A 16,947-nucleotide genomic window follows, 5' to 3' on the forward strand; every position below is an offset into this window, starting at 1 on the left:
GGGTCTCATTCTCCCGCTCCGCCGTGGAGGCTCTGCACCGGGTGGGCGGTGAGGCGCCGCACCGCGCGCAGGTCACCGTGGATCTGGTCGACCGCGGCAGCGGCGCTCGCGACGCACGCCGGGATGCCGACGCCGTCGTACGCCGCGCCGCAGACCGCGAGGCCCGGCAGCTTGCCGAGGTGCTCGCGCAGGCGCGCCACGCGCGCGTGGTGGCCGACCGGGTACTGCGGCAGGCCGTCGTCCCAGCGGGTGACGCGGGTCTCCAGGGGGACGGCGGACAGACCGGTGGCCTCGTGCAGGTCGGTTCTCGACACCTCCACCAGGTGGGCGTCGTCGCGCTCCAGGATCGCCGTCTCGCCGTACCGGCCGACCGAGGTGCGCAGGACCAGCAGGTCCGGGTTCTCGTCGGCGATCCAGCCCCACTTCCGGGAGGCGAAGGTGGACGCCTTGATGGTGCGGCCGTCGACCGGCGGCACCAGGAAGCCGCTGCCCTCGGGGAGGGTGACGTCGGCGCGGCGGTAGGCGAGGGTGACCAGGGCCATCGAGGCGTACTCGACAGCGGCCAGCTCGGCGGCGGCCTCGGGCGCCTCGGCCCGCAGCAGGCCGGCGGCGACCGGGGCGGGGACGGCCACGACGACGGCGTCGGCGTGCAGGACACGGGCGTCGGCGGCCTCGGCGCTCCCCGCGCCGCCCGCACCGCCTCCGGCGACGACGCGCCAGCCGCCCGCCGCCTGACGGCGCAGTTCCGTGACGGGGGTGCGGGTGAGGATCTCGGCGCCGCGTGCCCGCACCGACTCGGCGACCGCGAGCGGCAGTCGCCCCACACCGCCCTGGATGCCCATGAAGACCGGCCCGGTCTGCCCGGCGGCGGCCGCCCGCTCCTGGATGCCCCGGACGGCCTCGGTGAGGGAGGCGTGGGTCCGCGCGGCCTCGAAGAGCTGCGGGACGGCCGAGCGCATCGAGATGCGGTACGCGTCGCCCGCGTAGACCCCGCCCAGCAGCGGCTCCACCAGGCGGTCGACGACCTCGCGGCCGAGGCGGGCGGCCACGTACTCCCCCACTGCCACGTCGTCGCCGATCTCGGTGCGCGGCAGGTCGGCGTCGCGCTCGATGCGGGCCAGCCCCTCGTCGGACAGAACCCCGGCGAGGGCGGACGCGGTGCCGGGGACACCCATGACGTGGCCCTTGGGCATGGGGCGCAGGGCGCCCCGGGTCCAGAGGGAGGCGGTGGCGGTGGCGGGCGGCTGGAGCCGGTCGGCGAGGCCGACCTGCCGGGCGAGGGCGACCGCCTCGGGCCGGCGGGCCAGGATCGACTCGGCGCCGAGGTCGACGCGGGCACCCGCGATCTCGCCCGGCAACAGCTTGCCGCCGACCCGCTCCGAGGCCTCCAGGACGGTCACTCTCGCACCCCGGTCCAGCAGCCCGTGCGCGGCGGCGAGTCCCGCGATACCGGCCCCGATGACGACGACATGCCCGGCGTCGCGCCCGACGTCCGAAGGTGATCCGCTCATGGTTCCACCCTCTCAGACGTCACTGACAGTCATGACGCCGGTCCCGCCCGCCGGGCGGCGCCGTCGTGGCCCCGCCGAGTCCCGACCGTGACCGCTTCGCGACCGCCCCCGCCCAACGTTCCGGCCCGCTCCGGCGTCAAAGGACCGTCAGCAAGGCAGACAGGCAGTTCTCGACCCTCGGGGGGACACCGCAATGGCCGAAACACGTGTACGACGTTCCCGGCGGCCCGCAGGGGCCCTGGCCGCCCTGTTCCTCGCCGCCGCCCTGGCCGTCACGGGCTGCGGCGCCGGCGACGACGCAACCGGCTCGGCCAAGAGCGCCGCGGACGGGGGCCGGGCCGACGACAGCATGGCCCAACCGGAGGGCGCCCTCTCCGAGCAGAGCGGCAACAGCGACCACACCGGCAAGGGCAAGGCCTCCGACGCGCCGCCGAGCGTCAGCCCGAGCCACATCATCCGCACCGCCACCCTGACCGTGCGGGTCAAGGACGTGCCGAAGGCCCTGGACGACGCCCGCACCGCCGTCGAGGGCGTGGGCGGCTTCGTCGGCAGCGAGTCCACCACCCGGGACGGCAAGGACCGCGAGCGCACCCGTGTCGTCCTGCGCGTGCCCGCCGAGAAGTACGACGAGGTCCTGACCGAGCTGGAGGGCACCGGCAAGCTGATCGAGCGGAAGACGAAGGCCGAGGACGTCACGGACCAGGTCGTCGACGTGGAGAGCCGCATCAAGACGCAGAAGGCGAGTGTGGCCAGGATCCGCGAGTTGATGGACCGGGCGACCAAGCTCGGTGACGTGGTCACCCTGGAGGGCGAGTTGAGCACCCGTCAGGCCGACCTGGAGTCGCTGCTGGCCCAGCAGAAGTCCCTGAAGGACCGCACCAGCCTGGCCACCATCACGCTGACCCTGTCCGAGACCGCGGTGAAGAAGACCCCCGAGAACGACGACCCCGGCTTCATGGACGCGCTGGCGGGCGGCTGGAGCGCGTTCGTCGCCGTCTTCCGCTGGCTGGGCCTGGCGCTCGCCGCGGTCCTCCCCTTCGCGGTGGCCGCGGCTCTCGTCGTGCTCGTGTGGTACCGCCTCAACCGCTCCCGCCGGCCCGCGACGGCGACGGCGGGAGCGGGAGCGGCCGCTCCGCTGCCGGCCGCCGCGCCGGACACGGAGGAGAAGGAGGAGCGGGAGGAGCGGGAGTGACGCGGGCTCGGGATGCGGGCCCCGTAGCGTGTCCCCATGAACACGAGCCGCGCTGAACAACGTTCGAGAGAACGCCTGGTGGTCGTCGGAGGCGACGCGGCGGGCATGTCCGCCGCGTCGCAGGCACGTCGGCTGAAGGGCCCCGACGCCCTGGAGATCGTGGCGTTCGAGCGGGGCCACTTCACCTCGTTCTCGGCGTGCGGCATCCCCTACTGGGTGGGCGGCGACGTCCCCGAACGGGACCGGCTCATCGCCCGCTCGCCGGAGGAGCACCGGGCCCGGGACATCGACCTCCGCATGCGTACGGAGGTCGTCGAGATCGACGTCGAGGGCTCCCGCGTCCGTGCGCGGGACCTCGACGCGGGCACCGAGTCCTGGACCGCGTACGACAAGCTCGTCATCGCGACCGGCGCCCGCCCCGTCCGCCCCGACCTGCCCGGTGTCGACGCGGACGGGGTGCACGGCGTGCAGACCCTGGACGACGGCCAGGCCCTGCTGGACACGCTGACCGCCACCGAGGGCCGTCGCGCGGTGGTCGTCGGCGCGGGATACATCGGCGTGGAGATGGCCGAGGCGCTCATCAACCGGGGGTACGAGGTCACGGTCGTCAACCGCGGCAGGGAACCGATGTCCACCCTGGACCCGGACATGGGTCGGCTGGTGCACAAGGCCATGGAGGGCATGGGCATCACCATGGTGGACGACGCCGAGGTCACCGCCCTGCGCACCGACGACGGCCGCGTCCGCGCGGTCGCCACCGAGGACGCCGAGTACCCGGCGGACGTGGTGGTGCTGGGCATCGGCGTCCGCCCTGAGACGGAGCTGGCGCGCGCGGCGGGCCTGCCCGTGGGCGATCACGGCGGCCTGCTCACCGATCTCGCCCTGCGTGTGCGGGGCCACGCGAACATCTGGGCCGGCGGCGACTGCGTCGAGGTGCTCGACCTGGTCTCGGGCCGTGAGCGGCACATCCCGCTCGGCACCCACGCCAACAAGCACGGCCAGATCATCGGCGCCAACGTCGGCGGCGACTACGCCACGTTCCCCGGTGTCGTCGGCACCGCCGTCAGCAAGGTCTGCGACCTGGAGATCGCCCGCACCGGCCTCCGGGAGAAGGACGCCGACCGGGCCGGCCTCCAGTACGTCACCGTCACCATCGAGTCCACGAGCCGCGCGGGCTACTACCCCGGCGCCGCCCCCATGACCGTGAAGATGCTCGCCGAACGCCGCACCGGCCGCCTCCTCGGCGTCCAGATCGTCGGCCGGGAGGGCGCGGGCAAGCGCGTCGACATCGCGGCGGTGGCCCTCACCGCGGGCATGACGGTGGAACAGATGACCGCGCTCGACCTCGGCTACGCCCCGCCCTTCTCCCCCGTCTGGGACCCGGTCCTGGTGGCGGCGAGAAAGGCGACGGCGGCGGTGAGGTCGGGCACCTCATGAGGTGAGTGCCTGCCGACGGGGCCGCGCCCCGGCTCCATCAGGGGCGCGGGGAAACCGCGCGACCGGCCACGACGCTCCCGCGCCCGGCGTCGCACAGCACCCCCACGGCACTCCCCCGTCACACCGCCGACGTGCCGGTGATCCGGTCGATCGCCTGCCGAGCCTGCTCCGTCGGCGGCCGCGACGGCAACGAGGACACCGACGCGGCGGATGTCACCGCGGACGTCACCGCGGCCGGCGCGGACGTCGGCGCCGCTGTCGGCTTCGCGTGGGCCGCCGCCGGCCGAGCCGACCGCAACCGATGGCTCACGGCCTCGTCCAGGGTCACCGGCCGCTGCATCCGCGCGGCCAACCGCCCGGCCTCCTGGCCGAGCGCGGCCACGTCTTCCCAGGGCAGCCGCACCACCAGCGAGATCTCGGCCTCACCATCAGGGGTGGCGTGCATCGCCGGGGCAACTCGGTCGTTCATCGCCTGTTCCTCACGTAGTACGTAGATCCGCGGTTGAGAACTCATACGCACCACCCACCCCGCACGTTCACCGAACCCCGGCCCGCCTGATTCCGGCCCCGTATCCCGGGCACAAGTCCGGTGTGGTCATCCCCGTCCATGACGTGAACCCCGTGGGCCGCACGCCCTACGTGACATACGCACTGATCGCCGCGAACGTCTTCGTCTTCGTCTTCATGCCGGGTCTCGCCGGCTCCGTGCCGGGTGACAGCGAAGTGGCCCGGCTGTGCCATACACAGGCGTTCCTGGAGCAGTACGCGGCGATACCCCAGGAGTTGATCCGCCATCAGCTGCCGCGGCTGGTGCCCACCGGTGAACTCGCCCCGTCGGGCGGCTGCGCGCTGGGCCCGCCGGGCTACGACAAGTCACCCGCGCTGTCCGTCCTCACCGCGCTGTTCCTGCACGGCGGCTGGCTGCATCTGGTGGGCAACATGCTGTTCCTGCTGATCTTCGGCAACAACATCGAGGACCGGCTGGGCCGCGTACGGTTCGCTCTCTTCTACGTGGCCTGCGGATACGCGGCGTCGTACGGCTACGCGTTCCTGAACGCCGACTCCGGCGACCCCCTGATCGGCGCGTCCGGGGCGATCGCCGGGGTCCTCGGCGCCTATCTCGTGCTCTACCCGAAGGCCAGGGTCTGGGTCCTCGTCCCGTTCCTGGTCTTCCTGCCCCTGAGACTGCCGGCCTGGCTGGTGCTGGGCTCCTGGTTCGTGCTGCAGGCCGTCTACTCGTCGGGCGAAGGTGTCTCGGACGTCGGCACGGTGGCGTACGCGGCCCACCTCGTCGGCTTCGTCGCCGGCATGATCCTCGCCTGGCCCCTGCGCCCGGGCACCCCGCCCCCGCCCGAGCCGCGCGGCCTGCTGTTCGGCAGACGGGCACGGCCGGGCTGGTGACCCGGGAGCGCTACCGGGCGGTCCGGGTGTGGACGTACTCCACGAGGCGGGTCAGGGAGTCCGGGTCGGTGCTGGGCATGACGCCGTGGCCGAGGTTGAAGACGTGGCCCTCAAGACCGGCGGCGGCGTCGAGGACCTCGCGGGTCTTGGCCTCGACGGCCTCCGTGCCGGCGAACAGGACGGTCGGGTCGAGGTTGCCCTGGAGCGCCTTGCCGGGGCCGACGCGGCGGGCGGCCTCGTCGAGCGGGACGCGCCAGTCGACGCCGACGACGTCCGCCCCGGCCTCGCCCATGAGGCCCAGCAGCTCACCGGTGCCGACGCCGAAGTGGATGCGCGGGACGCCGTAGGACTCGACGGCCCGGAAGACCTTCGCGGAGGCGGGCAGCACCGAGCGGCGGTAGTCCGCGGGGGCCAGCGCGCCGGCCCAGGAGTCGAAGAGCTGCACGGCGGAGGCGCCCGCCTCGATCTGGACCTTCAGGAACGCGGAGGTGATCCCGGCGAGGCGGTCGAGCAGGTCGGCCCAGAGCTCGGGGTCGCCGTACATCATCGCCTTGGCGTTCTCGTACGTGCGGGACGGGCCGCCCTCGACCAGGTAGCTGGCGAGGGTGAAGGGGGCACCGGCGAAACCGATGAGGGGGGTCTCGCCGAGTTCGGCGGTGAGCAGCCCGATGGCCTCGGTGACGTAGGAGACGTCCTCGGGGGTCAGGTCGCGCAGCTGGGCGAGGTCGGCGCGGCTGCGGATCGGCTTCTCGACGACGGGGCCGACGCCGGGCTTGATGTCGAGGTCGATGCCGATGGCCTTGAGCGGGACGACGATGTCGCTGAAGTAGATCGCCGCGTCCACCCGGTGCCGACGGACCGGTTGGAGGGTGATCTCCGTGACCAGCTCGGGCCGCATGCACGACTCCAGCATCCCGATGCCCTCGCGTACCTTCAGGTACTCGGGGAGCGAGCGCCCGGCCTGCCGCATGAACCACACCGGTGTGTGCGGCACGGGCTCGCGCCTGCACGCCTTCAGGAAGGCGGAGTTCTTGACGGTGTCGCGGGTGGCGGTCGGCTGGTGGCCCGAGGGGCTGGCGTTGGCACTCACGAGGCAAAGTCTCGCACGCCCGCTTGACAGTGACGGCCCGGGTCGTCGCCGAGCGGGGCCCGCGCTTCGGCGGTCGGCGCCGGCACGCGTCGGCGGGGCCCGCGTTCGCTCAGCGCGATGCGACCGTGACCCAGCGCACGGGTGTCTTGCCCTGCGCCGGGGCCCCGTTCCCCTTAATGTTCCGGCATGGCTGCGGCTCAGGGACGACTGTCGGACGGCGCTGGCGGGATGGACGACGCGAAGGAGGGGGAGGGCGATGCGAAGGAGACGGCACCGCTGCCGTTCCGCTCCGCCGTCGAAGCGCTGAGGTCCACACGGCTGCGGCCGGAGATCGAGATCGAGTCGACCAAGCCGCCGCAGCGGCTCGCCCCGTACGCGTACGCCCTGGAGGCCGCGGTCGTGGAGGGCGACGAGGATCTGGCCGACGGCCGGCTGGTGCTGCTGCACGACCCGGCGGGACACGACGCCTGGCAGGGCACGTTCCGGCTGGTGACCCTGGTCCGGGCCGAGCTGGAACCCGAGATGGCGGCCGATCCGCTGCTGCCGGAGGTGTGCTGGTCGTGGCTGACCGGGGCGCTGCAGTCCCGGGGGCTGTCGTACGGGGAGCCGAGCGGGACGGTGACGCGGGCCAGTTCGCACTACTACGGCGGGCTGGCGGCACGGCCGGCCGCGTCGCAGATCGAGATCCGGGCCTCGTGGACACCGCGCGAGGTCCTGGGCGGGGTTCCCGACACCGCCGCGCATCTCGCGTCGTGGTGCGACCTGCTCGCCCAGATCGCGGGCCTGCCTCCGGCGGTCGACCCCGGGGACGCGGCGGTGGTGTCGTTGCCGCAGCGGCGGGGGCCGCAGTCCCGCTGAACCCTTCTCGTCCCCAGGACCGTGCTCCGCGGAGCACGGTCCTTTTTCGTGTGCGAGCTACCACGCCGATCAAAACCGTCACTTTGTCGATACGGCCACTTTCGGCCTCGTATCGACATGAAGCGACACCGTTCGATCTTCGAATGATCGAAGATTTGTCCGAATTGAACGTATTGTTACTCACCAAATCGTGATCATTCTCTAAAGGAGCAGAGGTTTGGTGCCGAAGACCTCTGTGACCTTGAAAGCACGGTTCGTCCCCGGCTTCGACCCCACGAGCCCAGCGAATCGCCCCCCGTCCCGCACCCCAGGAGGCCTGGTGTCCGTTCTCCTCGAGCAGCCCGCAAGCCTGGTCGCCTACCGTCCGAACAAGCCGACCGCGATGGTGGTGGTGGCGGATCCCCGGGTCCGGTCCACCGTGACCCGCCACCTGTGGGCCCTCGGGGTCCGCGACGTGATCGAGGCCTCGTCCATCGCCGAGGCCCGTCCCCGCGTCGGCAACCCCCGTGACATCTGCGTCGCAGACGTCCACCTGCCGGACGGTTCCGGCCTGACCCTCCTCTCCGAGACCCGCGCGGCGGGGTGGCCCAACGGCCTCGCCCTCTCCGCCGCCGACGACATCGGCGCCGTACGCAACGCCCTCGCGGGCGGCGTGAAGGGATACGTCGTCACCGGCACCCGTACCAACATCGGACTGCCCACCCGCCCGGGTGCCGCCCCCATCGGCTCCGCCGCCCGTATGCACCGCCGTCCCCCGGGCGCCCCGAGCCACCCGGGCGGCTACCGGGAGCTCTCGGGACGCGAGGTCGAGGTGCTGCGCCTGGTCGCGGAGGGGCAGTCGAACAAGGCGATCGGCGTCTCCATGGGCCTGTCCGCGCTCACGGTCAAGAGCCACTTGGCCCGAATCGCACGCAAGCTCGGCACCGGCGACCGCGCCGGAATGGTGGCGGTGGCCCTGCGCACCGGGATCATCCACTGACGCGGAGGGCCCTGGAGCGGCAAGAGGCCGGGATTATCCCGGCACGTCCGGGCTCTCCCGGTTCGCCGGAAACATTCACTGACACGTGTGACACGTGACTGGTTTACGACCCCGCAAGGCCCGTCGGCGGAACGTTCCGTCGGCGGGCCTTGTCCATACACGGATACCCTTGACAGGTGACCGACGCCCAAGAGACCGCAGCAGACAGGACCCTGCGAACCACCGGAGGCGCCCCTCCGGACGACGGCGGATCCTCTGAAGCGGGGGCGCCGATCCCTCTGCTGGAGCCGAGGGACGGAATTCCGGCCGTGATCGCCGACGAGTCCTCGCTCGCCGCGGTGATCGCCGACTTCGCCGCCGGCTCCGGCCCCGTCGCCGTGGACGCCGAACGCGCGTCCGGTTACCGCTACGGTCAGCGGGCCTATCTGGTGCAGCTGCGCCGTGAGGGCGCGGGCACCGCGCTCATCGATCCCGTCGCCTGCCCGGACCTCTCCGGCCTCGGCGAGGCGCTCTCCGGCGTGGAGTGGGTGCTGCACGCGGCCACCCAGGACCTGCCCTGTCTGCGCGAGATAGACATGGTGCCGACGCGGATCTTCGACACCGAGCTGGCCGGGCGGCTCGCCGGGTTCCCCCGGGTCGGCCTCGGCGCGATGGTCGAGGGCGTGCTCGGCTACGTCCTGGAGAAGGGCCACTCCGCGGTCGACTGGTCCACCCGCCCGCTGCCCGAGCCGTGGCTGCGCTACGCCGCGCTCGACGTGGAGCTCCTCGTGGACCTGCGGGACGCCCTGGAGAAGGAGCTGGAGCGGCAGGGGAAGCTGGAGTGGGCGCGGCAGGAGTTCGACGCGATCGCGTCCGCGCCGCCCGCCGAACCGCGCAAGGACCCGTGGCGGCGGACGTCCGGGATGCACAAGGTGCGGCGGCGCCGGCAGATGGCGGTCGTGCGCGAGATGTGGGAGGCGCGGGACCGCATCGCCCGGCGGCGGGACGTGTCGCCGGGGAAGGTGCTGAGCGACGCGGCGATCGTGGAGGCGGCCCTGGCCCTGCCGGTCAACGCGCACGCGCTGGCCGCGCTGACCGGGTTCGGGCATCGGATGGGACGGCGGCAGCTGGAGCAGTGGCAGGCCGCGGTGGACCGGGCCAGGGCCCTGCCGGACTCCGCGCTGCCGGCGCACGGGCAGCCGGTGACGGGCCCGCCGCCGCCGAAGGCGTGGGCCGACAAGGATCCGGCGGCGGCGGCGCGGCTGTCCGCGGCGCGGGCCGGGGTGTCCGCGCTGGCGGAGCAGCTCACCATGCCGCAGGAGAATCTGATCACTCCGGACACCGTTCGGCGGTTGTGCTGGGAGCCGCCGGTCACGGCCGACGCCGAGTCGATCTCCGCTGCGCTGGCCGGGTACGGGGCGCGGGCCTGGCAGGTGGAGCTGGTCACACCGGTTCTGGTGGGGGCGCTGTCCGCCGCGGCGAAGGTGAAGAAGGCATAGGCGCCGCAGGGGCCTCTGTGTGTGGGCGGGTGCGGGTCGCGTGTGGTTGCTCGCGCGGTTCCCCGCGCCCCACAAGAGCCTGCCGCCCCCGTCGGCCAGCCGTGATACCTACTTCGTCGCCCCCCTCATGAAGCCGTTGTAGATGAACCTCTGGAGCAGCAGGAAGGCGATCAGGGTCGGCAGGATCACCAGGACCGCTCCTGCCGAGATCGTCTCCCAGTGGGCTCCGAAGGGGCCCTTGAAACGGAAGAGGGACGTGGAGATGACACCGCGGTCGTCGGAGGGCAGGTAGAGGAAGGGGATGTAGAAGTCGTTGTAGACCGTGATCCCCTTGACGATGACGACGGTGGCGATCGCCGGTTTGAGCAGCGGGAAGATGATCTTCCGGTAGATGGTGAAGGCGTTGGCACCGTCCAGGCGGGCGGCCTCGTCGAGGGAGACCGGGATCGACCGCACGAACTGCAGGAAGATGTAGATCGAGACGATGTCGGTGCCCATGTAGAGGGCGATCGGCGCCCAGAGGGTGTCGAACATGCCGAAGCTGTCGACGATCTGGAAGGTCGCGACCTGCGTGGTGACGCCGGGGACGAGGGTCGCGACGAGGAACAGGGCGAGGACCGGTTTCCGGAAGCGGAAGGTGAAGCGGTCGATCGCGTAGGCCGCCATCGAGCCGATGAGGACCGTTCCGGTGATGGCGAAGAGAAGGATGAAGGCCGTGTTGCCGAAGGCGGCGAGCATCTCGCCGTCGCGGAAGGCCGTGGCGTAGTTCTCCAGGTTCAGGAAGTCGTCCGGCAGGGTGAGGGCGCCGCTGTCGTCCGCCATCTCCCGTTCGGTCTTGAGCGAGGTCAGCAGCACCACGAGCAGGGGCAGCAGGACCACGACCGACGCGCCGACCAGGGACAGATAGGTGAGCGTGCGGGCGACTCGCCCGCGGGTCACCGGGGTTGGGGTCGTCAGCGTCGTCATACGAGGTCCACCCTGTCGTCGGGGACCAGCCGGCGTTGCAGCCACGTCACCGCCAGGATGATCAGCAGCAGGACGACCGCGGCGGCGGACGCGAGGCCCGTCTTGTTGAACTGGAAGGCGAGCTTGACGGTCTGGATCACGAAGGTCTCGGTGCCGGTGGCGCCGCCCGTCATGATGTACGGGATCTCGAAGACCGAGAGCGAGCCGGAGATCGAGAGGATCACGCTCAGGCTCAGCACCGGTCGGATGCCGGGCGCGATGATGTACCGGAACTGGTGCCAGCGGTTCGCGCCGTCGAGTTCGGCGGCCTCGTACAGCTCCCCCGGGATCGACTGGATCGCGCCGAGGAAGAGCACGAAGTTCAGGCCCATGTAGCGCCACACCGAGACGCCGGCGAGAGAGACGTTCGCGGAGGTCTCCGTGCCGAGCCAGGCGCGGTCCGACTCGTGTCCGAACAGGGCGAGGACCGAGTCGAGGGTGCCGCCGTCCTGGAAGAAGTAGAGGAAGACGAAGCCGATCGCGACACCGTTGATCAGGTAGGGGAAGAAGAGGATGCCCTTGAAGACGTTCCGGAAGCGGAGGTTGAAGCTGAGGACCGTCGCGAAGTAGAGGGCTGCCACGATCTGCACGGCGGACGCGGCCAGGTAGTAGGCGCTGACGAAGAAGACCCGGAACAGTTCGGGCCGGGTGAAGATCTCGACGTAGTTGTCGGTGCCGGTGTAGTTCAGCTCGGGGCTGACGCCGTCCCAGTCGGTGAAGCTGTACGCCAGCATGTTGGCGACCGGCACGTAGGTGAAGGTGATCAGCAGGGCCAGCGGGACGGCCAGGAAGAGCCAGGGGGTGAGGCCGCGCCACAGGCGCACCCCGCGAGGGGCGCGCCGGGGCGTGGGGGGCCGGGGCGCGGCCGCCCGGGGCCGCGCCGCCTTCTCCGTCGCGTGCGAGGGGGGTGTCGTACGCGCCTGGGGCATCAGGACCCCACGGTCTTCGCTGCCTCGGTCCAGCGCCTGCCGAGGTCGTCGAGGAAGTCGTCGACGTCGCCGTCCTTGGCGCCCCGGGCGATGTCGACCAGTTCCTGGCGGTAGGCCGGCGCGTTGATGCCGACCTCCGAGGCGTTGTCGATCTCCTTGACCGTCCCGCCCTTGGCGTCGTCGAGTTCGATGAGTTCGACGCCCTGCTCCTCGTACGGCTTCAGGACCTCGGGCAAGGGTGCGTCCTTGAGCGTGGAGATCGAGAGGTTGTCCTGCGCGTAGCCCGACTTGTCGGTGAACCAGTCGATCCAGGCGCGGGCCGCCTCCTTGTGCTGGGAGTGGATGCTGACGGCCTGGTTGTAGTCGGGGTTGACGGTCGCGCAGGCCTTGCCGTCGACCCGGGCGGGGAAGGGCATGAACCCTATGTCGTCGGGGTCGGCCCCGGCCTTCTCGGCGGCCTGCCGGAACTGGATGACCGCCCAGCTGCCGAGCCAGGCCGTCGCGATCTCGCCCTTGGCCAACTGGGGCTTGGAGTTCTCCCAGTTGGTGGTCGTCGGGTCCTTCTCGATCAGGCCCTGGTGCACGATGTCGTACAACAGCTGGTCGGCGACGCGCAGTTCGCCGTCCTCGCCCCAGGGGTTGCCCTCCGCGAGGCGGGTGGTGGCCTCGGTGTCGCAGCTCACCGAGCCGTTCACGGCGGTCCACTGGCTGAGCGGCCACTGGGCCGCGAAGTTGGTGTAGTACGGGACGGCGTCGGTCTTGGACTTGATGGCCTTGAGCGCGGTGAGGAACTCCGCCGGGGTGGTGGGCCAGTCGGTGACGCCGGCCTCGGCCCAGATCCGCTTGTTGTAGAGGAAGCCGGGGGCCGCGCCCATCGGACTCTGGCCGTAGACCTTGCCGTCGACGGCGGTGAAGTCGGTGAAGCGGTACTTCTCGCTCAGCTCCTTCTGGGTGCCGAGCGAAGCGAAGAACTTGGGGTAGTCGTTCTTCTTGATGACGGCCGGGATCATGAGCACGTCGCCGTAGTTGTCCGTGTTCATCCGGATCTTGACTTCGGCCTCGTAGTCGGTGATCGCGTCGAACTTCACCTTCACCTTCGGATAGGTCTTGTTGAAGTCGTCGGCGTACTTCTTCATCGTGCCGTCCTGCACGATGTCCGTCCGGTGGGTGAGGACCGTGATGGATCCGGACACCTGTGCCGGGTCGTCGGCCGCCTCGGCGTCGGCGCCCTTCGAGCTTCCGCCGCCGCCGGTGCAGCCCGACGCGAGAAGCGCGGCCGCCAGCAGTGTTCCGGTGAGCGTCTTCCGGTGGTTCATGTGCACCAGCTCCGTTCGGGACGGACGAGCACGGGTGGGATGGCTGGTTCGGCACTCTGGCAGCCTGTCACTGAACCGGTAAAGTCCCTATTTCGCCAAGGCTGCCGAAAGATTTCGCGATCGTGTCGAGGCATCTGACTCGACCGGTTTAGGGAGTGCGCATGCTGGACGCCACACCGCTCACCGAGGGCTGGATCCTCCGGCACGAGCAGGGACCGCTCGCCGCCGTGGTGCCCGGGTGCGTGCACACCGATCTGCTGGCCGCGGGACTGATCCCGGATCCCTTCCTCGGACGCGCCGAGGACGAGGTGGCGTGGGTGGGCCGCCGGGAGTGGACGTACGAGATCGAGTTGCCCGGGGGCGGCGCGGCCGGCGGCCACGACCAGACCGATCTGGTCTTCGACGGGCTCGACACCGCCGCCGAGATCCGGCTCGACGGGCGGCTCCTCGGCTCGGTACGGAACATGCACCGCTCCTACCGCTTCGACATCACCGGCATGAGCGGTCTGCTCTCGGTGCGCTTCGCCTCCGCGTACGCCGAGGCCGAGGCGGTGCGCGAGCGGCTCGGCGACCGGCCAGGCGCCTATCCGCAGCCGTTCCAGTTCATCCGGAAGATGGCCTGCTCCTTCGGCTGGGACTGGGGGCCGACCCTCGTGACGGCCGGCATCTGGCGGCCCGTCCGGCTGGAGAGGTGGTCCACGGCACGGATCGCCCGCGTACGGCCGCTGGTGACCGTCGACGGCACGACGGGGCGGGTGGAGCTGCTCGTCGACGTGGAGCGGGCGGCCGTGGAGGCGGGGCTGCGCCTGGAGGCCCGGGTGGGAGGGGTCACCGCGGCCGCGGAGGTCGAGGGGACGAGCGGCGTCGTACGGCTGGAGGTGCCGGGCGTGGAGCTGTGGTGGCCCCGAGGTTACGGTGAACAGCCGCTGTACGAGGTGGAGTTGACCCTGCACGGCGAAGGTGACGCGCTCGATGTGTGGCGGCGGCGGGTCGGGTTCCGGACCGTGGAACTGGACCGGGGCGCCGATGAGCACGGGACCGGGTTCACGCTCGTCGTCAACGGGGAGCGGCTGTTCGCGCGCGGGGTGAACTGGATCCCGGACGACGTGTTCCCCTCCCGCGTCACGCGCGAGCGGTACCGGGAGCGGCTGCGGCAGGCGGCCGGGGCCGGTGTCGATCTCGTACGGATCTGGGGCGGCGGGATCTACGAGAGCGAGGACTTCTACGACGTCTGCGACGAGTCGGGGCTGCTGGTCTGGCAGGACTTCCCGTTCGCGTGCGCGGCCTACCCGGAGGAGCAGCCGCTGCGGGGCGAGGTGGAGGCCGAGGCGCGGGAGAACGTCGTACGGCTGATGCCGCACCCGTCGCTGGTGCTGTGGAACGGCAACAACGAGAACCTGTGGGGGTTCAGGGACTGGGGCTGGGAGGAGCGGCTCGCCGGGGAGTCGTGGGGCGAGGGGTACTACCTGGGGCTGCTGCCGCGCGTGGTCGCGGAGCTGGACCCGACCCGGCCCTACACGGCGGGCAGTCCGTGGTCGGGTTCGTGGGACCGGCATCCGAACGACCCCGCGCACGGCACGCACCACTCCTGGGAGGTGTGGAACCGGCGGGACTACGCCGAGTACCGGGCGAGCGTGCCGCGGTTCGTCGCCGAGTTCGGGTGGCAGGCGCCGCCCGCGTACGCGACCCTGCGGCGGGCGCTGCCCGGTGAGGAGCTCGCGTCCGACTCCCCCGGCATGCTGCACCACCAGAAGGCCGAGGACGGGAACGGCAAGCTGGAGCGGGGGCTCGCGCGTCATTTCGTGGTGCCGGAGGGGGACTTCGACCGCTGGCACTATCTGACGCAGGTCAACCAGGCGCGCGCGATCGCGGCCGGGATCGAGCACTGGCGGTCCCACTGGCCGGTGTGCGCGGGCACGGTCGTGTGGCAGCTCAACGACTGCTGGCCGGTGACCTCGTGGGCGGCGGTCGACGGGGACGGGCGGGAGAAGCCGCTGTACCACGAGCTGCGCCGGCTGTACGCGGACCGGCTGCTGACGCTTCACGTGCGCGGGGAAGGGCTGGTGTTGGCCGTCGTGAACCAGGCGGGCGACCGATGGGTCCCGGGTGGGCTGCGGTTGCGGCGGATGTCCGTGGAGGGGGCCGTCGTCGCCGAGGTGGCGGTGGAGGTGTCCGCCGCCGCGCGTACGGTGGCCGAGGTACGGGTGCCGCAAGAGGTGGAGCCCGTGGGGGCGAAGGAGTTCCTGGTGGCGGACGGGCGGGACGGTCAGGGGCCGCTGCGGGCGGTGCACTTCCCGCTGCCGGATCGTGAAGTGCCTTATCCGAGGCCGGAGTTCGATGTAGAGGTCGGTCCCGGCGCGGTGACCGTGACGGCCAGGACGCTGCTGCGCGACCTGCTGCTCCAGGCGGACCGGCTGGGGCCGGCGGCGCGTGCCGACACCGGGCTGGTTACCCTGTTGCCGGGGGAGCGGGTGACCATCGGGGTGCGCGGGCTGGAGGCCGTGCCCGACGTGGCGGACGTGCGACGGGCCCTGTACTGCGTGGAGCCCGCCCGATGAGCACCTCACCGACTCCGCCACCGCCCCAACCGTCGGGTCCGCCCCCGGCCCCGCGCGTGACCATCAAGGACGTCGCCGCGCTCGCCGGGGTGTCCAAGGGCGCGGTGTCGCTCGCCTTCAACCGGAAGCCGGGGCTGTCCGACGCCACGCGGGACCGGATCTTCGCGGCGGCACGGGAGCTCGGGTGGGCGCCGAACCTGGCGGCGCGGTCGTTGTCGAGCCAGCGGGTCGACGTGGTGGGGCTGGCGATCTGCCGGCCCGCCAAGCAGCTCGGGCTCGAACCGTTCTACATGGAGTTCATCTCCGGCGTGGAGAGCGTGCTGACCGAGCGGTCCTGCTCCCTGCTGCTGCGGCTGGTGCGGAATCTGGAGGAGGAGGTGGGGCTCCAGGACGCGTGGTGGCGGGGGCGGCAGGTCAGTGGGTCGATCCTCGTCGACTTCCGCGCGGACGATCCGAGAGTGGCCGCGGTGGGACGGCTGGGGGTGCCGGTGGTGGCCGTCGGGCATCCGTCGCTGACCGGCGGGCTCACGTCGGTGTGGACGGACGACGCGACCGCCGTGACGGAGGCGGTGCGGTATCTGGCGGCGCTGGGGCATCGGCGGATCGCCCGGGTGGGGGGCGCGGCCGCGCTGGGGCACACGGCCATTCGTACGGCGGCGTTCGATCAGGCGGCGCGGGAGCTGCGGCTGGCCGGGGCCTGGCAGGTGGCGACCGATTTCTCGGGGGAGGCGGGGGCGCGGGCGACGCGGTCGCTGCTGACCGGGGCGGGGGACGACCGGCCCACGGCGATCGTCTACGACAACGACATCATGGCGGTGGCGGGGTTGTCGGTGGCGGCGGAGATGGGCGTGCGGGTGCCGGAGGAGGTGTCCCTGCTGGCCTGGGACGACTCCCAGTTGTGCCGGCTGACGCGGCCGACCCTGTCCGCGATGAGTCATGACGTGCACGGGTTCGGGGCGGATGTGGCGCGGACGTTGTTCGAGGTGATCGCCGGAGGTGGGGCTTCCCGTCCGGCGGCCACGCCCGTGCTGGTTCCGCGAGGGTCGACCGCGACCGCCCCTTGACCGCCGTACGGGGACAGGGGGTGCGTCGGGGCTGGTCGCGCGGTTCCTCGTGCCCTTCGGGCGACTTTGTGTAACCGGCGGTAACATGCAGAAGGCGTGTGACGTTCGCCGCTCCCCTCCCCAGGGGTG

14 protein-coding genes are annotated in these 16,947 nt (G+C 71.7%); 8 read left to right on the forward strand and 6 right to left on the reverse strand.

Annotated elements, in window-relative coordinates; all coding sequences use genetic code 11:
- Positions 1-5: 5 nt before the first annotated feature.
- A complete protein-coding gene (gene hemG / locus K1J60_RS10750; RefSeq protein ID WP_220646017.1) occupies positions 6-1,511 on the reverse strand; it encodes a protoporphyrinogen oxidase in 1,506 nt (501 codons plus the stop codon).
- A gap of 193 nt (positions 1,512-1,704) precedes the next feature.
- Here hemG and K1J60_RS10755 point away from each other — a divergent pair, with 193 nt between their 5' ends.
- On the forward strand, positions 1,705-2,703 hold the full coding sequence (locus K1J60_RS10755) for a DUF4349 domain-containing protein (RefSeq protein ID WP_220646018.1): 999 nt from the start codon (positions 1,705-1,707) through the stop codon (positions 2,701-2,703).
- Between the two features lie 36 nt (positions 2,704-2,739).
- The gene (locus K1J60_RS10760; RefSeq protein WP_220646019.1) at positions 2,740-4,140 is read left to right on the forward strand and encodes an FAD-dependent oxidoreductase; all 1,401 of its coding nucleotides are present in this window, start codon (positions 2,740-2,742) and stop codon (positions 4,138-4,140) included.
- Between the two features lie 118 nt (positions 4,141-4,258).
- On the opposite strand, the gene K1J60_RS10765 is transcribed toward K1J60_RS10760, so the two are convergent.
- Entirely contained in the window at positions 4,259-4,609 is a 351-nt protein-coding gene (locus tag K1J60_RS10765; protein WP_220646020.1) for a hypothetical protein, read from the reverse strand.
- Positions 4,610-4,731: 122 nt separating this feature from the next.
- Here K1J60_RS10765 and K1J60_RS10770 point away from each other — a divergent pair, with 122 nt between their 5' ends.
- Positions 4,732-5,541 (forward strand): rhomboid family intramembrane serine protease, encoded by an 810-nt coding sequence (locus K1J60_RS10770; RefSeq protein WP_220646021.1) that lies wholly within the window; start codon positions 4,732-4,734, stop codon positions 5,539-5,541.
- 10 nt (positions 5,542-5,551) lie between these two features.
- On the opposite strand, the gene hemE is transcribed toward K1J60_RS10770, so the two are convergent.
- Complete coding sequence (hemE, locus tag K1J60_RS10775) at positions 5,552-6,631, reverse strand: uroporphyrinogen decarboxylase (RefSeq protein WP_220646022.1); 1,080 nt, start codon at positions 6,629-6,631, stop codon at positions 5,552-5,554.
- A 186-nt stretch (positions 6,632-6,817) separates the two neighbouring features.
- On the opposite strand from hemE, the gene K1J60_RS10780 reads away from it, so the two are divergent.
- The 3 genes from K1J60_RS10780 (at position 6,818) to K1J60_RS10790 (ending at position 9,946) form a co-directional block, all read left to right on the forward strand.
- Complete coding sequence (locus tag K1J60_RS10780) at positions 6,818-7,489, forward strand: DUF3000 domain-containing protein (protein WP_220646023.1); 672 nt, start codon at positions 6,818-6,820, stop codon at positions 7,487-7,489.
- 319 nt (positions 7,490-7,808) lie between these two features.
- Positions 7,809-8,468: a helix-turn-helix transcriptional regulator gene (locus K1J60_RS10785; protein ID WP_033529424.1), complete on the forward strand. Its 660-nt coding sequence runs from the start codon at positions 7,809-7,811 to the stop codon at positions 8,466-8,468.
- 176 nt (positions 8,469-8,644) lie between these two features.
- Positions 8,645-9,946 (forward strand): HRDC domain-containing protein, encoded by a 1,302-nt coding sequence (locus K1J60_RS10790; protein ID WP_220646024.1) that lies wholly within the window; start codon positions 8,645-8,647, stop codon positions 9,944-9,946.
- A 108-nt stretch (positions 9,947-10,054) separates the two neighbouring features.
- Here K1J60_RS10790 and K1J60_RS10795 read toward each other — a convergent pair whose 3' ends face one another.
- Genes K1J60_RS10795 through K1J60_RS10805 form a run of 3 tightly spaced genes read right to left on the reverse strand, consistent with a single transcriptional unit; the run spans position 10,055 to position 13,196 of the window.
- A complete protein-coding gene (locus K1J60_RS10795) occupies positions 10,055-10,912 on the reverse strand; it encodes a carbohydrate ABC transporter permease (protein ID WP_259407667.1) in 858 nt (285 codons plus the stop codon).
- Complete coding sequence (locus K1J60_RS10800; protein ID WP_220646025.1) at positions 10,909-11,880, reverse strand: carbohydrate ABC transporter permease; 972 nt, start codon at positions 11,878-11,880, stop codon at positions 10,909-10,911. The genes K1J60_RS10795 and K1J60_RS10800 overlap by 4 nt, the downstream gene beginning before the upstream one ends.
- Positions 11,880-13,196, reverse strand: coding sequence for an ABC transporter substrate-binding protein (locus K1J60_RS10805; RefSeq protein ID WP_220646026.1), 1,317 nt, complete (start codon positions 13,194-13,196; stop codon positions 11,880-11,882). The genes K1J60_RS10800 and K1J60_RS10805 overlap by 1 nt, the downstream gene beginning before the upstream one ends.
- 161 nt (positions 13,197-13,357) lie before the next feature.
- Between K1J60_RS10805 and K1J60_RS10810 the strand changes: the two genes are divergently transcribed.
- Positions 13,358-15,754 (forward strand): glycoside hydrolase family 2 protein, encoded by a 2,397-nt coding sequence (locus tag K1J60_RS10810; protein WP_220646027.1) that lies wholly within the window; start codon positions 13,358-13,360, stop codon positions 15,752-15,754.
- Entirely contained in the window at positions 15,751-16,818 is a 1,068-nt protein-coding gene (locus tag K1J60_RS10815; RefSeq protein ID WP_220646028.1) for a LacI family DNA-binding transcriptional regulator, read from the forward strand. Before K1J60_RS10810 ends, K1J60_RS10815 begins: the two co-directional genes overlap by 4 nt.
- The last annotated feature ends 129 nt before the right edge of the window (positions 16,819-16,947 follow it).

Source organism: Streptomyces akebiae (assembly GCF_019599145.1).
In the GTDB taxonomy this organism is placed as follows: Bacteria; Actinomycetota; Actinomycetes; order Streptomycetales; family Streptomycetaceae; genus Streptomyces; species Streptomyces akebiae.